The sequence below is a fragment of the Brevundimonas sp. LjRoot202 genome, from assembly GCF_964253355.1.
Lineage (GTDB): Bacteria > Pseudomonadota > Alphaproteobacteria > Caulobacterales > Caulobacteraceae > Brevundimonas.
This window is the reverse complement of sequence record NZ_CAXUQW020000002.1, coordinates 298,095-315,070: the sequence shown is the minus strand read 5'-3', so window position 1 is coordinate 315,070 and position 16,976 is coordinate 298,095. Positions and strand designations below refer to the sequence as shown.

Below are 16,976 nucleotides of genomic sequence, written 5' to 3'. Positions count from 1 at the left end.
CGGGTCGCCGATATTGCACAGGCTGATTAACCCATAGCCGTGCGTCGCGCGAGAGAATGCCAGCAAACTTTCGTCCAACCACGCCATTTCGGCCAACAACAGACTCGTCGACAGAACTGATCTCGCCACGGCCGCCGCCGGAACCTGGGCCGGGGCCGGCCGCAGAAGGCGGGCGCGGAGGCGAACGCTAGATATAGGCGAACACCGCCAGACCGGGCAGGAGGGCGACCACCTCGCGCATGGCGGCGTTGAGCCGCGATGTGTCGACGATGACCACGTCTTCGCCGAGGATCGCCGGGTCTTCGGCCTGGCCGTTGCGAATGGCGGCGAGGTCGAAGACCGCCACCATGCGGCGATCGCCCACGGTGCGGAAGACGGCGACGCTGCGAAGGTCGGCTTCCTTGACCGGACCGGAAGCCATGGCGACGGCCTGGAGCAAGGTGGTGCGGCCGCTCAATTCGTAAACGCCCGGCCGGGTGACGGCTCCGTCGACGGTGACCTTCTGGCTGACCGCCTCGACCACCGTGATGCTGACCTGCGGGTCGCGAAGATACCGCTGGGCGAGCAGTCGCTCGACCTCGGACGTGATCTCGACCGGAGTCAGGCCAGCGGCGCGCACCGAACCGATCAGGGGCAACTGGAGGTTTCCGGCGGTGTCGACCACGATCGAGTCGAATGACAGGTCCGGCACCTGGAAGACCGACACCTTAAGCGTGTCCCCCTCGCCGATGCGATAGGAGAGGTTCTCTGTCTCGGCGGCGCTCGCCCCGAGGGCGATTGGATCAACGGTCAGGGCCGCATCAGCCGTGGTCGGGCGCTTCGGACCGCTGGCGCAGGCGGCCAGGGTCAGGGCCAGAATGGCGAGAAGGAAGAGGCGCATGGTCGTCGTCAAGCCTTGAACTGGACGCCCGGGAGGGCGATTGAAAGCAGCCTTCCCCATAGCGCGCAGGAACCCGAAGAACGCGCAGCCAATGAGGAGAGCCGATGTCTAGCACCGGTTGGGGCTGCGGCACCAGAATTCATTGGCGCTGGTTCGTCGGAACCTTTGGGCGTCGGGGGAGTCTGTCACGCTACTTCCGGAGGAGGAGAAATATTCTGCTTCACGGTTCCGTTGTGATATTGGGCGCGCCTGCGACAGCCGACCTGGCGGGCCGGCGATAAGGTGAGACGACGTGGCTATTCCGAACAGCATCCTGATCCGTGGCATCAAGTTGGGGGCTCGAGCCGCTGTCCGGGCGCTGGCTGTGGTTGTGGCCTTTGCCCTCTCTGCCGGCATCACGCCGGACATCGGGTCGATCCTCATCGTGACGAGGGGGGCCTGGCCCTACGCGCGGCCCTGGTGATCGTGCTGGCTCTGGACGTGACCATGGCCCTCGGGCTGGCGGTGCTGCGCCGTGTCCTGCACGACAAGGAGGCGCGCCGCAGCTTCCTTCCCTTCGTCGGCTTCAGGGACGAACGGACTCCTCTGGTCCTCGTCGGCCGCATGGACCGGGCCGAGACCTTCCTGCGCGAGCTCGCCCGCGGTGAGCAGGAGTTCAGGCCCGTCGGCATCGTCTGCGAGGGGGCCGGCGCGGTCGCCCGCGAACTGCGGGGCGTCAAGGTGCTTCCCGACCTGTCGGCGGCGACGGACCTCCTGCTGAGCGAGGTCGACCGGGGTCGACCCGCCGCGGTGGTCTTCCTGGACGACCTGCTGTCTCCGACCGACCTTGGGGTTGAACGGCTGGGCCAGCTCCGCGCCAAGGACGTCAAACTCCTGCGGGTGCCCAGCCTGGCCGAGATCGGTGGCGTCGACGACACCGTCATGCGCGAGTTCAAGCTCGAGGAACTGCTCGCCCGACCGCCCGTCAGCCTCGACAAGACGGCGGTGAAGGCCCTCGTCGCGGGCAAGCGTGTCCTGGTCACCGGCGCCGGCGGTTCGATCGGCTCGGAAATATGCCGCCAGGTGGCTGGCCTGGGCTGCGGACATCTGGTGTTGCTGGACAATTCGGAATTCAGCCTGTTCCGGATCGATCAGGAGATCGGCGACCGCTGGCCCACGCTCTCACGGGCCGAATATCTGCACGACGTCCGCAACAAGGCGCGCCTGACCGATGTCTTCAGGGAAGAGCGGCCCGATGTCGTGTTCCACGCGGCGGCCCTGAAGCACGTCCCGCTGATGGAGCGGCACCCCTGCGAAAGCGTGCTGACGAACGTCCTCGGCACATGGAACGTCGCCGAGGCCGCGAACGCCGCCGGGGTGAAGCACATGGTCTTCATCTCGACCGACAAGGCTGTCGATCCCCCGAACGTCATGGGCGCCACCAAGCGTCTGGCCGAGGCGGTGGTTCGCGCCCAGCAGACGGGCGAGGGCGAGACGCGCTTCAGTGTCGTGCGGTTCGGCAATGTCCTGGGCTCGGCGGGTTCGGTCGTGCCGACTTTCCGCGCCCAGATCGAGCGCGGCGGTCCGGTGACCCTGACCCACCCCGACATCGAACGCTTTTTCATGACCATACCGGAGGCGGTGCAACTGGTGCTGCACGCTACGGCCCATTCCGCGCAGCAGCCGGACGGACCGCTCGGCGTCTTCGTGCTCGACATGGGCAAGCCGGTGAAGATTATCGACCTGGCGCGACAGCTGATCGGCCTCTACGGCAAGGTCCCGGGGCGGGACATCGAGATCGAGGTCACCGGCCTGCGTCCCGGCGAGAAGCTGTTCGAGGAGCTGGTCGACTCCAGCGAAGTCGCCGAGATGTGCGGACAGAGCCTGATGTGCGTCACCGACCGCCTCAAGGGCGCCCGGATGACCGAGGCCATGGTGCACAAGCTGGAACAAGTCGCCTGCACCGGCGACAACGCCGCGGCCCGGGAGCTGGTCTTCGCAACGCTGGCCGAGGTTCGGGCCCTGACCCCGGATGGCGAGCGCTCGGGTTCGGTCCTGCCGATGAAGCGGGCCTAGGGGAACGGGCGGATTCTGCGGAAAGTGCGCTGATCCCGGGACACGGCGCCCACCGGGCGGGATTCAGCGCTCAGTGCGAGACATCCTTCGCCCGCAGGACCTTGCCGGCGGTGAGCCAGATGGTTTTCAGGTCCATCATCAGGCTCTGTTTGTGGAGGTACTCCACGTCGAGCTTCACCTTGTCGGGAATCGGCAGCTCATCGCGGCCGTTCACCTGGGCCCAGCCGGTGAGCCCCGGCCGCAGGCGGTGCACCCCCTGTTCGGTGCGCAGGGCGATGAGGTCGTCCTGGTTGAACAGGGCGGGGCGTGGCCCCACGAGGCTCATGTCGCCGACCAGTATGCTCCATAGCTGCGGCAGTTCGTCCAGGCTGCTCTTGCGCAGGAAGCCGCCGATGGGCGTAAGCCATGCACTGGAGTCGGCCAGCAGGTGGGTCGGCACCGGCGGCGTGTCCGACCGCATCGAGCGAAACTTGGGCATGCGGAACAGCTTGTTGTCCCGCCCGACCCGGTCCGACCAGTAGATCGCCGGCCCCTTCGACGTTAGTCGAACGGCGACGGCCACGACCGCCATGGGCGCCGCGAAAACGACCAGGCCCCCGGCCGCCATGACGATGTCAAAGGAGCGCTTCAACGCGTTGGGGCCCACCAAGGGGCGTGTGGCGCCGCTCTGCTCGTCGCTGGAGTCTCGAAACGTCACGGCTGCGCCTCTGCCTTCGCCTCTCGGGGCGGAGCGTTCAGGGTCGACTCTGTTTTGGCAATTCGCCTGCTCGAACAAGGGGTCAATCCGTTGACGCTCGTGCGGCTATTCTTCATGGGGGGTTGTTAGGGTGTTCGGATGGACATGGGAATAGGTCCGGCCGGCTGACGCCGCCACCTGGAACCGGGATGGCCGACGCGCGTGCTTCGCGCCTCGTTCGCCGGCGCCGGCGACGTCACAGAGCAGAACGGCCGGGGAAGGCGTCATGCGAGTAGCTATATCCGGAGCCCGAGGCTTCGTCGGACGCCGGACGGTCAAGGACCTGGGGGCGGCGGGGTTCGATGTCGTTCCCCTGGTGCGCCGATCCGGCGGAACCGACGACGAGATCGCGGTCGGTGATCTGGCGGAGATCGCCCCGACCCTGGCGTTGCCGGCGATTGACGCCTGCCTGCATCTGGCCGGGCGCGCCCACAAGCTGAATGATGCCGCCGAGGATCCGCTTGCGGCTTACCGCAGCACCAATGTGGAAGGGACCCGCCGGCTTCTCGACGCGGTCATTCGGGCGGGCTGCCGGCATTTCGTCTATGTCAGCTCCGTCAAGGCCGCGGGGGAACGCTCGACGGCCGGCCCCCTGCACCCGGACGATCCCATGCATCCGGAAGACCCCTACGGCGTCAGCAAGGCCGAGGCCGAGATCCTGGTGCGCGAGACCTGCGACGCGGCCGGAATCGGCTGGACCATCCTGCGTCCGCCGCTCGTCTACGGGCCCGGCGTGGCCGCCAATTTCCACCGGCTCCTGAGGCTGGCCCTGTCCGGCCTGCCGCTGCCCCTGGGCGCGGCAACGAACCGTCGCAGCATGGTCTTCGTCGGCAACCTCGCCGACGCCATGCGCGCCGTGCTGACGACGCCGGAGAGCCGCGGCCGGACCTTCTATGTCACCGACGGCGAAGACGTCTCCACCGCCGATCTGATCCGGCGGATCGCGCGCGCCGGCGGGAAGCGGGCGTGGCTGCTGCCGGTTCCCCGGACGCTGCTTGCGCTTCCGGCGCGTCTGGTCGGCAAGGGCGGAGAGTTCCGGCGGTTGTTCGATGACCTGCAGGTGGATGCGCGGCCTCTGCGCGAGGCGTTGCACTGGACTCCGCCCTATTCGGTGGATCAGGCGCTGCAGCTCACCGTTGGCGGACTTCAGGGGCAGGGAGGGGGCGTCGGCCCCGCAGGCCAATGATCGGTTCGCGCCGTGTGCTGGCGGTGATCCCGGCGCGAGGCGGTTCCAAGGGCGTTCCGCAAAAGAACATCCAGCCGGTCGGGGGCCGGCCGCTGATCGCCTGGACCGTGGCCGCCGCCCTGGCGGCCAGGACGGTCGACCGGGTGATCCTGTCCTCGGAGGACGAGGCGATCATGGCCGCCGCGCGCGACGCGGGGTGCGAGGTCCCTTTCCGGCGCGACGCGAGCCTGGCGACGGATGAGGCGGCCTCGATGGACGTGCTCGTTGATGCGCTGGAGCGAGTCCCCGGCTTCGACGTGGTGGTGCTGCTTCAGCCGACATCGCCGCTTCGGACCGCGGAGGATATCGACGGCGCCCTCGAGACCATGCAGCGCAGCGGAGCGCCGGGGTGCGTGTCCGTATGCGAGGCGACCGACCACCCATGGCTGACGTTCGGGCGCGATGAGGCCGGGGCGCTGGAAAGCCTTTGTCCGGGGCCCGCTGGAGCCTCGATGCGCCGCCAGGACCTGCCGCCCGCCTACGTCCTGAACGGAGCGGTCTACGCCGCCGATATCGCATGGCTGCTGGAGCACCGCCGGCTGACCGCGCCGGGGCGGACCGCCGCCTATGTGATGCCCCCCGAGAGGTCCGAGGACATCGACACATGGGAGGATCTCCGCCGCGCCGACAGGCTGCTGTCGGAAAGAGCGGCGACGGCCGGCGACTGACCGGTCCTCCGGCGGCCTACCGCCCCGAGAAGATCGCCTTCATCGAGCTGATGATCCGCTCCATTTCATCGGGACTCATGTTCGACCCCGACGGCAGGCAGACTCCAGTCTCGAAGATGCGGTCCGAGACCGGCTCGTTCCCGTGGGTGAAATGGCGCGCGCCGCTGAACACCGGCTGCAGGTGCATCGGTTTCCACACCGGGCGCGCCTCGATCATTTCCTCGGCCAGGCGTTTGATGAACTCGCCCGCCGTCAGGCCGGACACTGCGGGGTCCAGGGTGAAGGCCGTCAGCCAGCGGGTCGAATAGCTCCAGTCGGGCTCCGGCATCCATTCCAGACCAGGAATGTCGGACAGTTGGTCTCGGTAGGCCTCGAACACCGCCCGGCGAGCCAGAACCCGCTCCTCCAGCACCTGCAGCTGACCGCGTCCCACCCCCGCCAGAATGTTGCTCATGCGGTAGTTGAAGCCGATTTCGCTGTGCTGGTAGTGCGGCGCCGGATCGCGGGCCTGGGTCGCCAGGAAACGGGCCCGCTTGATCAGGTCCTCGTCATTGGACACCAGCATGCCGCCGCCCGAGGTGGTGATGATCTTGTTGCCGTTGAAGGAATAGATGCCCATCAGGCCGTGAATGCCGCTGGGCTTGCCCTTGTAGCGCGCGCCGAGGGATTCCGCGGCGTCCTCGATGACGGGCACGCCGTGGCGGTCGCAGATCTCTATCAGCGCATCCATGTCGGCGCTCTGGCCGTAAAGGTTCACGACGATAACCGCCTTGGGCATCCAGCCTTCGGCCCTGGCGGCTCCGAAGGCGCGTTCGAGCGCTGCCGGCGACATGTTCCACGACCCCGGTTCGCAGTCGATGAAGACCGGTTCGCCGCCCTCGTAAACGATGGGATTGGCGCTCGCCGCGAAGGTCAGGGTGGAGCAGAACACCCGGTCCCCGGGACGGACGCCCAGCATCCGGACGGCCAGATGGATGGCGGCGGTGCCGGAGGACACCGCGGCGCCGTGAGCGATGCCGACCACGTCCGTCAGCTCGCGCTCGAAGGCGTCCACATTCGGCCCCAGCGGGGCGATCCAGTTGGTGCGGAAGGCCTCTTCCACGAACTGAAGTTCCGCCTCGCCCATATGGGGCGTCGACAGCAGGATCTGCTTGCCGACGTCACGCCGGTGCAGCAGATCGACCACCTGACCGTCGGCGTTGACGAGGGGCAGATGGTCAATGACCTTTTCGTCCATCAGCGCCAGGGCCGTCTTGCGGCTGACGCTTTCCGGGGCCGTGACCGAATGGATCGCGGGCAGGTCGGCGAGGGTGTCGGACAACTCGCGTCCGGCGAGCAGCAGGCGGCGCAGGTCGCCGTCGGTGACGGTCCGCTGCAACCTCCCATCGTCGTCCAGCAGCAGCAGCATCTGCACGCCCGAACGGTTCAGGAGCGCCATGGCTTCCCGGATGGTCGCGGTGCGCGAGGCGCAGATGTCTTGAATGTCAGTCATGGAGTCTTGATGGCCTCTTGGCGGCGCCGAGCCTCGGCCCCGACATCAGGGCTGGTATCACGAATTCAGCATCCATCTCAGTACCGGTTGACCTTCATCAGCAGACCCTCATCCAGCACCGCGGCGGCGAGCGCATCGGCGATGCGGTCCGCCGCACGGCCGCCTCCCGGGCGCCGATAGATGTTGGTCGCAGGGAACCGGCCCTTCGTCAGCATCGCCCGTATGCCGTCGCCCAGTTCGGCGGCGACGGCCACGTCGAGGATGTTGGCGTTCCGCTCGCGCAGGTTCTGCCGCGGTCCGATGTTGAGAACGGGCGTGCCGAAGCTGGCCGCCTCGATGATTCCGGCGCTGGAGTTGCCGACCATCAGATCGGCGCAAGCCATGGCGGCGATGAAGTCGGGCCGCGCCAGATGGTCGTGCAGAACCAGACCGGGCGCGCCGCGGGCGCTCGACAGGGCGGCGCGCACGCCGTCGCTGCCGGCGTCCGCGTTTGGCATCAGCGCCAGAATCTGCAGGTCGGCGGCCTGAAGCGCCGCAAGGATCGCAGTGATGTCGTCCGCCGCCGTAGCCGCTTCCTGCAGAACCGGATGATACATCAGAAGAGCGAACGGCCGCGCCGGGTCGAGGCCGTGAGCGCGCACCGTGGCGTCGCGATCCGGCGCCCCCGCCTCGACGAGGTCGTCGAGGCCGGGCGCGCCGGTCACCTGGATGTGCGCCGGATCCTCGCCCATGCGGACCAGCCGCTCCCGGGCGGCTTCGGTTGCGGTGAAATGCAGATGGCTGAGCTTGGAAATCGCGTGGCGCACCGGCTCGTCGACCGTGCCCGAGCGCTCGCCGCCGTGGATGTGCGCCACGGGAATGTTCAGGTGAATGCCGGCCAAGGCCCCGGCCAGCATCTCCCCCCGGTCGCCCAGCAGAAGCACGATGTCCGGTCGTTCGACCTCCATCACGTCGACGAAGGCGCCCAGCATGGTCCCCAGATTGCGCGCCATGGTCGCACCGGTGGCGGGCTCGAGCGGCACGGGGACGCGGGCGCAGATGCGCAGCCCGCTGGCCTCGATCTCGGCGACGGTGTTCCCGTGGGCCTGGGACAGATGCATGCCGGTGACGATCACCGACAAGTCGAGGGCGGGGTGTTCGTGAACAGCGGTGAGGGCCGATCGCATCAGGCCGAAATCGGCCCGCGTGCCGCTGATGTAACAGACCTTCCGCATGCTCAGGCCAGAAGTTCCCATGTCAGGGGCTGGCCGGCTTCGACGGCTGCCCGCAGGGTTCGACCCGGTAGTTCGTCACGGTGACGAGGCGCGATGCCTGAAGCGGGGCGCAGCAGGATCAGGTCCTCGAGGCTCAATCTGTGGCCGGCGGGCAGGGCGGTGCGCGCCATGACCGAGCGGCGGGCGACCGCGCGGACCGGCAATTCGGCCTCGGTCGGCGCCTTGACCGGTGAGCCGAGGGCGGCCTCGACATCGCGGATCTGGCGCACCAGGGCGGCCAGTTCATCGACCGTCAGCGAAGCGCGGTGATCGGGGCCGGGCAGGGTCGGGTCGAGGGTGAAATGCTTTTCGATGACCACTGCGCCGAGGGCGGCTGCGGCGGTCGAAACGGCGAGGCCGAGGGTGTGGTCCGAGTAGCCGACCGGGAGGCCGGTCGCCTCGCCGATGGTGCGCATGGCGCGCAGGTTCACATCCGATGGCGCGGCCGGGTAGTTGGAAGTGCAGTGCAGGATGGTCAGCACATCCCGCAGCGGCGCCGTCAAACCGTTCGTTGCGCGCGTGTCGGCGATGACGGCGACGGCCTCCGTGATCTCGTCCATCGTGGCCATGCCGGTCGAGACGATCAGCGGCCGGTCCAGCGCTGCGAGATGGCGCAGGAACGGGTGGTTGACGATTTCACCCGACGGAACCTTGATCCGCGCCATTCCGGCGTCGACCAGAAAATCCGCCGCCTCCTCGTCGAAGGGGGTGGACATGAACTCCACGCCGACCTCGCCACAGCGAGCGATCAGCCGGTGGTGCAGGTCTTCGGACATCTCCAGGGCCCGGAGCATGGCGTGCTGACCGCCGTCGCCGGTTGCCCGCTTCTGGTAGTCCGCTTTTTCCGCCCCGGGCGCGGCCAGCTTGTCGGCCGAGAAGGTCTGGAACTTGACGGCGTCCGCACCGGCGGCGTGCGCGGCGTCCACCATGCGCAATGCGCGGTCTGCGTCGCCATTATGGTTGACGCCGGCCTCGGCTATGATGAAGACGCTCAAGGGTTCCCCCGAATACAGCGGACGCTTGGCGGGATTGGATGGCTACTCCTGCCGGCCGAGACGCCTGACCTAACCTATTCATCCAGGAAGAGGAAGCGCTCCAGCATGGCGCTGACCCGCTATTGGCGGGTCCCGAAGCCGATGCAATAGTAAGCTATGAAGATAGCAATCTACGGCCCCGGCGGCTTTGGCCGAGAACTCGTAAGGATCGCGCGTGAAAACGTCGATGCGGGCGTCGGCGGACCGGATGACGTGGTGTTCGTCTCGGACAACCCGATCGAGATCGGCCGGACGATTTGCGGCGTTCGTGTCATCCCGCTTTCGGAACTGAATTGCCCTGCGGTGATAGCCGTCGCCGACGGAGCGGTGCGAAGGCGGCTCGCCGACCGCATAACGGCCGGCAACCTTGTTTCGCCCCTGCACCGCCGGGGGGGTGACGTCGAGGTCGGCGAGGGCGCGATCTTCTGCGACTTCACCATGGTCACCGCCTCATCCAAGATCGGCCGGCATTTCCACTGCAACTATTATTCGTACGTCGCCCACGACTGCGTCGTCGGGGACTTCGTGACGTTCGGGCCACGGGTTTCGTGCAGCGGCAATGTGATCATCGAGGACGACGTGTACGTCGGGGCCGGCGCCCTGTTGCGGCAGGGAACCCCTGATAAGCCCCTTCGCATCGGACGGGGAGCGGTCATCGGCATGGGCGCCGTCGTCACCCGGGATGTCGCCCCCGGGACCACCGTTGTCGGCGTCCCGGCCCGGCCGCTCAATTCAAGGTAGGCGTTCCCGGGCCCCGGCCCGCCGCCTCAACCCGGACCAGATGGTTGAGCGCCGCCACAGGGGTGTTGGTCAGCAGCGACCGGAGCATGAGCTGTATGGTCGGCTGACGTCGCCAGTGCTCGAGGCTCTCGCGGCTCCACTCGCCGTAGTCCGCCGGATTGAATGGCGAGAACACCCAGTTGCAGCACTGGGTGACGTAAAAGCACAGGCGCGCATCCTGGCGCATGGCCTCGTTGACCTGCAGCCGGCCGGCCGCCGCCTCGACCAGCAGGTTGCGGTATTGCTCGAGGGTGTCGGCGCGCCAGACGAAGCCCAGTCCCGAGTAGTAGGCGTTCGAACCGGTGATCACCGGCCGGCCGAAGGCGGCCGCCTCCGTGCCGATGGTCGAGGTATGGACCACGACCGCCGCGACGCGTTCCAGCAGGGCGTAGCTGTTGATCGGGTCCTCGGCGGCGATGAAATGCAGCCGCGGATGCGCGCCGAAGTGGCTGGCGAGCAGCGCCCGGTAGTCGTCGGTGGTGCGCGCGAAGGCCAGTCGTTCGGCCGGGTGCTGGCGCACGATGACCGGCGCCTCGGTATGGTCCAGCAGGTGCCGGACCGTCTCGACGATCCATTCGGTATTGCCGGGAAAGACAACGTGCGGGCCCAGGGCGGCCGCGTCCCACGACGAGTTCAACGCCAGGAGCACCCCGCCGCGGAGCGCGTCGCTGCCCGCGCCGCCGTGCTTCAACTGCGATGCGAAGGTGTCGGAGCCCTGCTTGCGCTTCTGGATCTCCTCATCGGCCGCCGCTAGCGCCGCGGCCAGTTCGGCCGGCGCCTTCCCGGTGTGGTCGCGGACCGCCTCGAAGGCGCGGGGCACGTCCTGAAGCTGGCAGGCCAGCCCGTCGGACGCCACCAGTACGGCCTGATAGGCGCCGGTGTCGTAGGTCCCCACGCGGATGCCCGCCGCGCGGGCGCAAAGCGTCCAGAGGCCCGACGTGCCGTAAACGCCGCCCGGCACGAACACCATGTCGAAACGCTCGTTGCGGAAGACGGCCGAGATCCGGCCGTAGGCGGCGCCGATCTGCTTGCGGCGTTTCGCCTCAAACACCTTGCGCCCCTTTTGCAGCATCTCTCCCCTGAGCGCCCATGTGGTGTTGAGGCGCGCCAGGCGGGCGACCTCGGCCTCCGCCGCGTCGTCGAGGGGGTCCGGTTGAAGCGCCGACAGGTGGATCACCCGATGGCGCTCGGCCGCCGTCTTCATAACCCGGCGGATGGCCTGCACGATCATCCAGTGACGCAGGGGATTGGGGCCGAAGCTCTGGTCGTCGACGGCGAAGGTGACCTCCGCGCCCTCGGCGGACAGCATCAGCCCCACCCCGAGCGAGAACCACGGGATGCTGGTCCCCTCCCACGGTGTCACGATCACCAGGCAGCGCGGCCGGCCGGCGCCGGCCGGGCCCTCCCCCGCGGCCTCGCGTACGAGCTGGCGCATCCGCGGAACCGAGCGGACCCAGGCCACGGGATTGAACCCGATGGCCTGCCTGAGTTGGCGCAGAATGCTATTCATGGATTTGGCTTCCCCGAAGGCCGGGGTCCTGTGGCAGGTTGGCCATACCAAGGCAACCTGGGGTATCCATCCAGGCCAGAGGGCGTGGTGACGCCGTCATCTGGCGTACAGCCGGCGAAGCATCATGATGATCTGGGCCAGCCGCTGGGGCGCGTAGAGGGCGAAGACGGCGAGGAAGACCGTCCCGACGACAGCGAGCTTGGCGACGACCGCCACAGGCAGGGCCATGCCCTGCCATCCCGGCCAGAGCGCCAGCAGCGCAAGTCCGCACAGGGCGGCGAGGGTCATGCCCATCTGCCCGAAATGGGACTGCCGCGTGAGCCGGTACGCCATTATGTGGCTGGCCAGAGAGGTGGCGAAATAAGCCCCCAGGGTCGCGATGGCGCCGCCCATCAGCTGGTAGCGGGGGATCAACGCCAATCCGAGGATCACCGACATGACGGCCCCGACCACCGAGACCGCGGCCGCGGTCTTCGGTCGCCGATGATATTCCAGCGCGGTGTTGGAGACGAGGTTGAGCGAATAGATGAAACCGGCGATCAGCAGCACCAGAAGGATGTTGAGTCCGGATAGATAGGCCGCGGGCGCCGTGATCTGCACGATCTCGCGGCTGAACATGACCACGCAGCCAGCGGCGCCGAAGATCAGCAGGATGAATAGCCGGCTCGAGCGGCGCAGCACTTCGGGGGCGTGTTCGGCGTCGGCGCCGAAGACCGCCGGCTGCATCGCCTTTCCAAAAGACTGGGACACGACCGTGATCAGCAGGGCCAACTGCTGCGCCAGTCCGAAGATCGCAATCTGGTCGATGGGCACATGATGCTGCAGCGTCATCACGCTGAACCGGTTGAGCAGGAAGAAGGCGACATAGCTGACGACGAACGGGAGGCCGTAGACCAGGGACGTCCTGATGTCGGACGCGTCCGCCGATGCGGGCCGGAGCTTCGTTCCGATGCGGAACAGCAGCACGGCCGTGGCCGGAAGGTAGCCGATGACAAAGGCGATAAGCAGCCCGCTCAACTCCAGCTTCAGGACGATGAGGTTGAACCACGCCGCCGTGGCCAGGGCGGCGGCGGCGATGATCTGCACGGTGACAAAGGTGTTCACCCGACTGTCGAGGCGAAGCCACACCGATCCAAGGCCGGCGGTGAAACTGACCGCCGCGACCGCAAGGCTGTACCAGATGTAGGGCTGGGACGGCGTACTGGGCGCCAGCAGCCGCCACACCGGATCGCCCCACAGGGCGATGAGCCCGGCCGCCACGAGCAGGATGACGAAAAAGGCCGTCAGGATCGAGTTGAAATATTCCCGCGGCCGCCCGGATTTCTTGTGGTCAAAGTAAAGGCGCGACACCGCCGAGAGGAGGCCCAGCGTCAGCACGTAACCGAGGATCTCGATGTTTGCGCGAACGATGACATAGGCCCCGAACTCGGCCTGCGGCAGGGCGCGGGTGTAGAGCGGCAGGAGCAGGAAACCGCCGACGCCCAGGACCAGCATATCAGCGACGCCGTAGATCGCGCTGGCGGTGAGCAGTTGGCGGATGTTCATGCAATATCCCGGGTGACCACCGCCGCGCTAGAATCCTCTGGCTGTCAGGTCAAGAAATGATCATCCCGGCCTCCCGCATGCCTGACGTCACGCTCCGGCGCGCGGCCATTCCGGGCGTCCGCGCAGGCCTTGACCGGCGAACAACCTCTCTGGTCTAAGCGCGGGTGCGCGCCGCGTGGAAAACTGCGGACCGGACTCCTGGGGGGCTGGATGGGGCTGTTTGTCAAACGTCTGTTCGGACACCTCTACCAGGTGGTTTCGGAGTCAGCTTACGCTGTTCTCAAGTCGAACGTGCGTTTCCCTGTAGCCTGCAATTTCCTCGCCATGCGGCTGCTCAGCCCGTTCGGAATTTCGAGGGGCTGGGACAGGCCCGGCGAAGCGCCCGGGCAGGGCCCCGTCGCCCAGCTCCGCGCCGACGGGATCGCGCCGCTGGAGCCGCTTGGAGAGAACCGCGTCGCCGCGCTGCGCCGCTTCTTCTGCGATCGCATCGGTGATGTCGATGGATGCGCCTACGCCGACCTCGACGACTATTTCGAACGCTCGCGGGACAGGAAGATCCAGCGTCCCAAGGGCGTCATCGCGACCGGCCAGAGCGATTGCGCGATCACCCAGTTTCTGTTTGAGGACGTTTATGTCGACCTCGCCGCCGAGTTTCTGGGCGTCGACCGGTCGCGGCTCATCGCCGCCGGGTCGATGGACACCCTGATCAGGCTGGACGAACCCAAGGCGCGGATCAGCGGCTATGACGACGCGCTCGAATTCCATCGGGATATCGATAGCTATCGCTTCGTGAAGATGTTCGTCTATCTGACGGATTGCGCGGTCGACGGCGGCCACCACGAGATTTACCTGCAGTCTCACCGGCATACGCCGGCCGTCCTTGGGCCGATCGCCCGCTACACCGATCAGGAGATCGAGAAGGCCATCCCGCAGGCCCGGATCCACAGGGTCGTGGGCAAGGCGGGCTATGCGTTCGCGGAAAACACCTACGCCTTCCACCGAGGCACGAAGCCGCTGACGGGCGACCGACTGATCCTGAACCTCCAGTACATGGAGGATACCTTCCTGGACTACTACAAGACCGCCTTCAGGGTTCCAGGCCAAGCTTGGCAAGCGGCGGCGTGACCATGCGAAGGGCCCCGCCAGGGGGCGGGACGATGACCGACGCACCACAGCGCCGCGCGGGGCGCTGATCGATGCTGTTCAACTCCTACGAGTTCATCTTCTTCTTCCTGCCGATCACATTCGCGGGCTTCTTCCTCGCCGCCCGCGCCAGCCACCGCATGGCCGCGCTCTGGCTGGTCCTGGCGTCGATCTTTTTCTACGGCTGGTGGGACCCGCGCTACGTCTTCCTTCTGCTGGGGTCGATCACCTTCAACTATCTGATGGGCTACTGGATCAGCCGGTCCCGACGCGATGACGGACCAACGGCCAGGGCCAAGCTCCTGCTGTTCCTGGCGGTCGGCGGCAACCTGCTGCTGCTGGGCTACTACAAGTACACCGACTTTTTCATCAGCACGACGAACACGCTGGTCGGGACGGACTGGGCGCTGGCCCATATCATTCTGCCGCTGGGAATATCCTTCTTCGCCTTCACCCAGATCGCCTTTCTGGTCGACGTCTATCGGGGCCTCGCGCGCGAGTACAACCCGATCCACTACACCCTGTTCGCCAGCTATTTCCCCCACCTGATCGCCGGCCCGGTGCTGCATCACAAGCAGATGATGCCGCAGTTCCATCGGCCGGAGACCTATCGGTTCAACGTCCGCAACATCAACGTCGGCCTGACCATCTTCACGATCGGCCTGTGCAAGAAGGTCCTTCTGGCCGATCAATTCGCGCTCTACGCCAATCCGGTTTTCGACGCCGCCGCCGCGGGCGGAAACATCACGACGGCCGAAGCCTGGCTGGGCGCCCTGGCCTATACGTTCCAGCTGTATTTTGATTTTTCCGCCTATTCGGACATGGCCATCGGCCTGTCCCTGTTGTTCAACGTCGACCTGCCGATCAATTTCAACTCACCGTACAAGTCGCGCAACATCATCGACTTCTGGCGGCGGTGGCATATGACCCTGTCGGCCTTCCTGCGCGATTACCTGTATTTTCCGCTGGGCGGGAACCGCCACGGGACGGTCCGCCGATACGTCAACCTGAGCGTCACCATGCTGCTCGGCGGGCTGTGGCATGGCGCCAACTGGACCTTTGTCATCTGGGGCGCGATGCACGGCTTCTATCTCGTCGTGAACCATGGCTGGCAGGCGTTGAGCGCCCGCCTGCGCCTGCCGCGGATTCCAGGCGGGGCCGTCCTGGCCGGAACCATCACCTTCCTGGCGGTCGTGGTCGCCTGGGTCCTGTTCAGGGCCGTAACTCTCGACGCCGCGGTCCTGATGCTGCGGGGCATGGCCGGACTGAACGGTTCGCTGCCGTTGTCAGGCCTGACGCCGCACATTCCAGCTGCGCCGGCGATGGTGACGCTGTGGATCATCGGCGGCCTGGCTGTCGTGAAACTGGCCCCCAACAGTCTGGAAATCTCGGCCTGGCTGGAGAACTGGAAACACCGGGGCCGGGTTCTGGGCTACGCCGCCGGCGCGGTCTTCGTCTTCGTCCTGCTCAACTTCAACAAGGTCTCGACCTTCATCTATTTCAATTTCTGACATGACCGAGAAACGTTTCCTGCAGGGATTTCTGGCCGCGCTGCTCTCGCTGGGCCTGATCGTTCTCGGCTTGCAAATCCTGATGACCCGGGTCGGCGAGATCGACTTCAAGGGGGTGGTCGATCGCCAGCTGGCGGCGCCGAACGGCGAGATACTTTTCCTCAGCGGCCTCAACCAGAACGCCTATCACTACAAGATCATGCTGTTCGACCGGGTGAGCCCGGAGGCGGTCGCGATCGGTTCGAGCCGCGCCATGGAGGTCAGGGGTGAGTTCTTCAACACCCGCTTCGTGACGATGGGCGGCGCGATCAACAATCTGCAGAATCTCGAGACGATCGCCGAACATGTGGCGCGCACGCCGACGCCGCCGCAGCTCGCCCTGGTCTATGTGGATCCCTGGCTGTTCAACGCGCGCTACACGGACAACCAGGCGCCCGTGCCCGACGTCCCGAAGCTGGTCTCGGCCGACATGCTCTTCGGCGGCCTCAAGGCGCTTCGACACGGCAATTGGCTGGGGAATTCGTTGCGGTCCCGCAACCTCGGCATCTATGCGCTGATCAACGACGAGGGCTACGCCCGGGATGGCAGCCAGTACTATCTGGGCACCCAGAACGGCTCGGTGGCGTCGTCCGATGTCCGGTTCGTCAGGACCTTCGGCCGCATCGAGGGGGACAAGCAGAATTTCCAGCGCAACACGCGCGCGGACCCCGCCCTGGTCGCCCGGATCTGCGCAGCGGTGAAGAAAATCCGGCGGAGAACACGGCATGTCGTCGTCGTCGCACCGCCCTTCGCCACACCCATTTGGGCCCGGCTTTCGCAGCCGGACTACGCCTATATCCAGGACGGGTATGAGCAACTGAGTGCATGCGTCGGCGACGCATCCTTCTTCAGCTTCGTCGATCCGGCGTCCATCCGGGGCGGCACGGACTGCGAATTCGTCGACGGCCTGCACGGCGGCGACGTCACCTACGCCCGCATGCTGAACCAGATCGGCGAGGCCGACCCGGAGACGCGGCGCTACCTGAGGGCCGATTTCCTGACGGCCTTTATCGAGCGGTACAAGGGACACGCCGGAGGCTCGGGTCTGGCGTTGCGCCCCGGTATGAAGGAAGTCGACTTCCTGGGGCTGGGTTGCCGAAAATAA

General features: G+C 66.7%; 14 protein-coding genes. 7 read left to right on the top strand and 7 right to left on the bottom strand.

Features of this window, described 5'->3' with window-relative positions:
* Positions 1 to 187: 187 nt before the first annotated feature.
* On the bottom strand, positions 188 to 880 hold the full coding sequence (locus ACSQ1L_RS06510) for a polysaccharide biosynthesis/export family protein (RefSeq protein WP_435993144.1): 693 nt from the start codon (positions 878 to 880) through the stop codon (positions 188 to 190).
* A 459-nt stretch (positions 881 to 1,339) separates the two neighbouring features.
* On the opposite strand from ACSQ1L_RS06510, the gene ACSQ1L_RS06505 reads away from it, so the two are divergent.
* Positions 1,340 to 2,935, top strand: coding sequence for a polysaccharide biosynthesis protein (locus ACSQ1L_RS06505; RefSeq protein ID WP_435993141.1), 1,596 nt, complete (start codon positions 1,340 to 1,342; stop codon positions 2,933 to 2,935).
* A gap of 70 nt (positions 2,936 to 3,005) precedes the next feature.
* Here ACSQ1L_RS06505 and ACSQ1L_RS06500 read toward each other — a convergent pair whose 3' ends face one another.
* Positions 3,006 to 3,566, bottom strand: a complete 561-nt coding sequence (locus ACSQ1L_RS06500; RefSeq protein WP_435993139.1) for a sugar transferase — start codon at positions 3,564 to 3,566, stop codon at positions 3,006 to 3,008.
* Between the two features lie 331 nt (positions 3,567 to 3,897).
* Here ACSQ1L_RS06500 and ACSQ1L_RS06495 point away from each other — a divergent pair, with 331 nt between their 5' ends.
* Together ACSQ1L_RS06495 and ACSQ1L_RS06490 are read left to right on the top strand one after the other, a co-directional pair.
* Positions 3,898 to 4,857: an NAD-dependent epimerase/dehydratase family protein gene (locus tag ACSQ1L_RS06495; protein ID WP_435993137.1), complete on the top strand. Its 960-nt coding sequence runs from the start codon at positions 3,898 to 3,900 to the stop codon at positions 4,855 to 4,857.
* Positions 4,854 to 5,564 carry a cytidylyltransferase domain-containing protein gene (locus ACSQ1L_RS06490; RefSeq protein WP_435993135.1) on the top strand — a complete coding sequence of 237 codons (711 nt, stop codon included), beginning with the start codon at positions 4,854 to 4,856 and terminating at the stop codon, positions 5,562 to 5,564. Before ACSQ1L_RS06495 ends, ACSQ1L_RS06490 begins: the two co-directional genes overlap by 4 nt.
* A 16-nt stretch (positions 5,565 to 5,580) precedes the next feature.
* Here the strand turns inward: ACSQ1L_RS06490 and ACSQ1L_RS06485 are convergent, their stop codons facing one another.
* From ACSQ1L_RS06485 to neuB, 3 genes are all read right to left on the bottom strand, one after another.
* A complete protein-coding gene (locus ACSQ1L_RS06485; RefSeq protein ID WP_435993133.1) occupies positions 5,581 to 7,056 on the bottom strand; it encodes an aminotransferase class I/II-fold pyridoxal phosphate-dependent enzyme in 1,476 nt (491 codons plus the stop codon).
* Between the two features lie 77 nt (positions 7,057 to 7,133).
* The gene (neuC, locus tag ACSQ1L_RS06480; protein WP_435993131.1) at positions 7,134 to 8,270 is read right to left on the bottom strand and encodes a UDP-N-acetylglucosamine 2-epimerase; all 1,137 of its coding nucleotides are present in this window, start codon (positions 8,268 to 8,270) and stop codon (positions 7,134 to 7,136) included.
* A gap of 2 nt (positions 8,271 to 8,272) precedes the next feature.
* Positions 8,273 to 9,304 (bottom strand): N-acetylneuraminate synthase, encoded by a 1,032-nt coding sequence (neuB, locus tag ACSQ1L_RS06475; RefSeq protein ID WP_435993129.1) that lies wholly within the window; start codon positions 9,302 to 9,304, stop codon positions 8,273 to 8,275.
* A gap of 156 nt (positions 9,305 to 9,460) precedes the next feature.
* Here neuB and ACSQ1L_RS06470 point away from each other — a divergent pair, with 156 nt between their 5' ends.
* Positions 9,461 to 10,084: an acetyltransferase gene (locus ACSQ1L_RS06470; RefSeq protein ID WP_435993127.1), complete on the top strand. Its 624-nt coding sequence runs from the start codon at positions 9,461 to 9,463 to the stop codon at positions 10,082 to 10,084.
* Here ACSQ1L_RS06470 and ACSQ1L_RS06465 read toward each other — a convergent pair.
* Together ACSQ1L_RS06465 and ACSQ1L_RS06460 are read right to left on the bottom strand one after the other, a co-directional pair.
* Positions 10,071 to 11,633 carry a capsular polysaccharide export protein, LipB/KpsS family gene (locus ACSQ1L_RS06465; protein ID WP_435993125.1) on the bottom strand — a complete coding sequence of 521 codons (1,563 nt, stop codon included), beginning with the start codon at positions 11,631 to 11,633 and terminating at the stop codon, positions 10,071 to 10,073. The genes ACSQ1L_RS06470 and ACSQ1L_RS06465 overlap by 14 nt on opposite strands.
* Positions 11,634 to 11,729: 96 nt before the next feature.
* Entirely contained in the window at positions 11,730 to 13,178 is a 1,449-nt protein-coding gene (locus tag ACSQ1L_RS06460; protein WP_435993123.1) for a lipopolysaccharide biosynthesis protein, read from the bottom strand.
* Positions 13,179 to 13,307: 129 nt separating this feature from the next.
* Here ACSQ1L_RS06460 and ACSQ1L_RS06455 point away from each other — a divergent pair, with 129 nt between their 5' ends.
* The 3 genes from ACSQ1L_RS06455 (at position 13,308) to ACSQ1L_RS06445 (ending at position 16,976) form a co-directional block, all read left to right on the top strand.
* On the top strand, positions 13,308 to 14,303 hold the full coding sequence (locus ACSQ1L_RS06455) for a hypothetical protein (RefSeq protein WP_435993121.1): 996 nt from the start codon (positions 13,308 to 13,310) through the stop codon (positions 14,301 to 14,303).
* A 71-nt stretch (positions 14,304 to 14,374) separates the two neighbouring features.
* Complete coding sequence (locus ACSQ1L_RS06450) at positions 14,375 to 15,832, top strand: MBOAT family O-acyltransferase (protein ID WP_435993119.1); 1,458 nt, start codon at positions 14,375 to 14,377, stop codon at positions 15,830 to 15,832.
* Between the two features lies 1 nt (position 15,833).
* Positions 15,834 to 16,976 carry a hypothetical protein gene (locus ACSQ1L_RS06445; protein WP_435993117.1) on the top strand — a complete coding sequence of 381 codons (1,143 nt, stop codon included), beginning with the start codon at positions 15,834 to 15,836 and terminating at the stop codon, positions 16,974 to 16,976.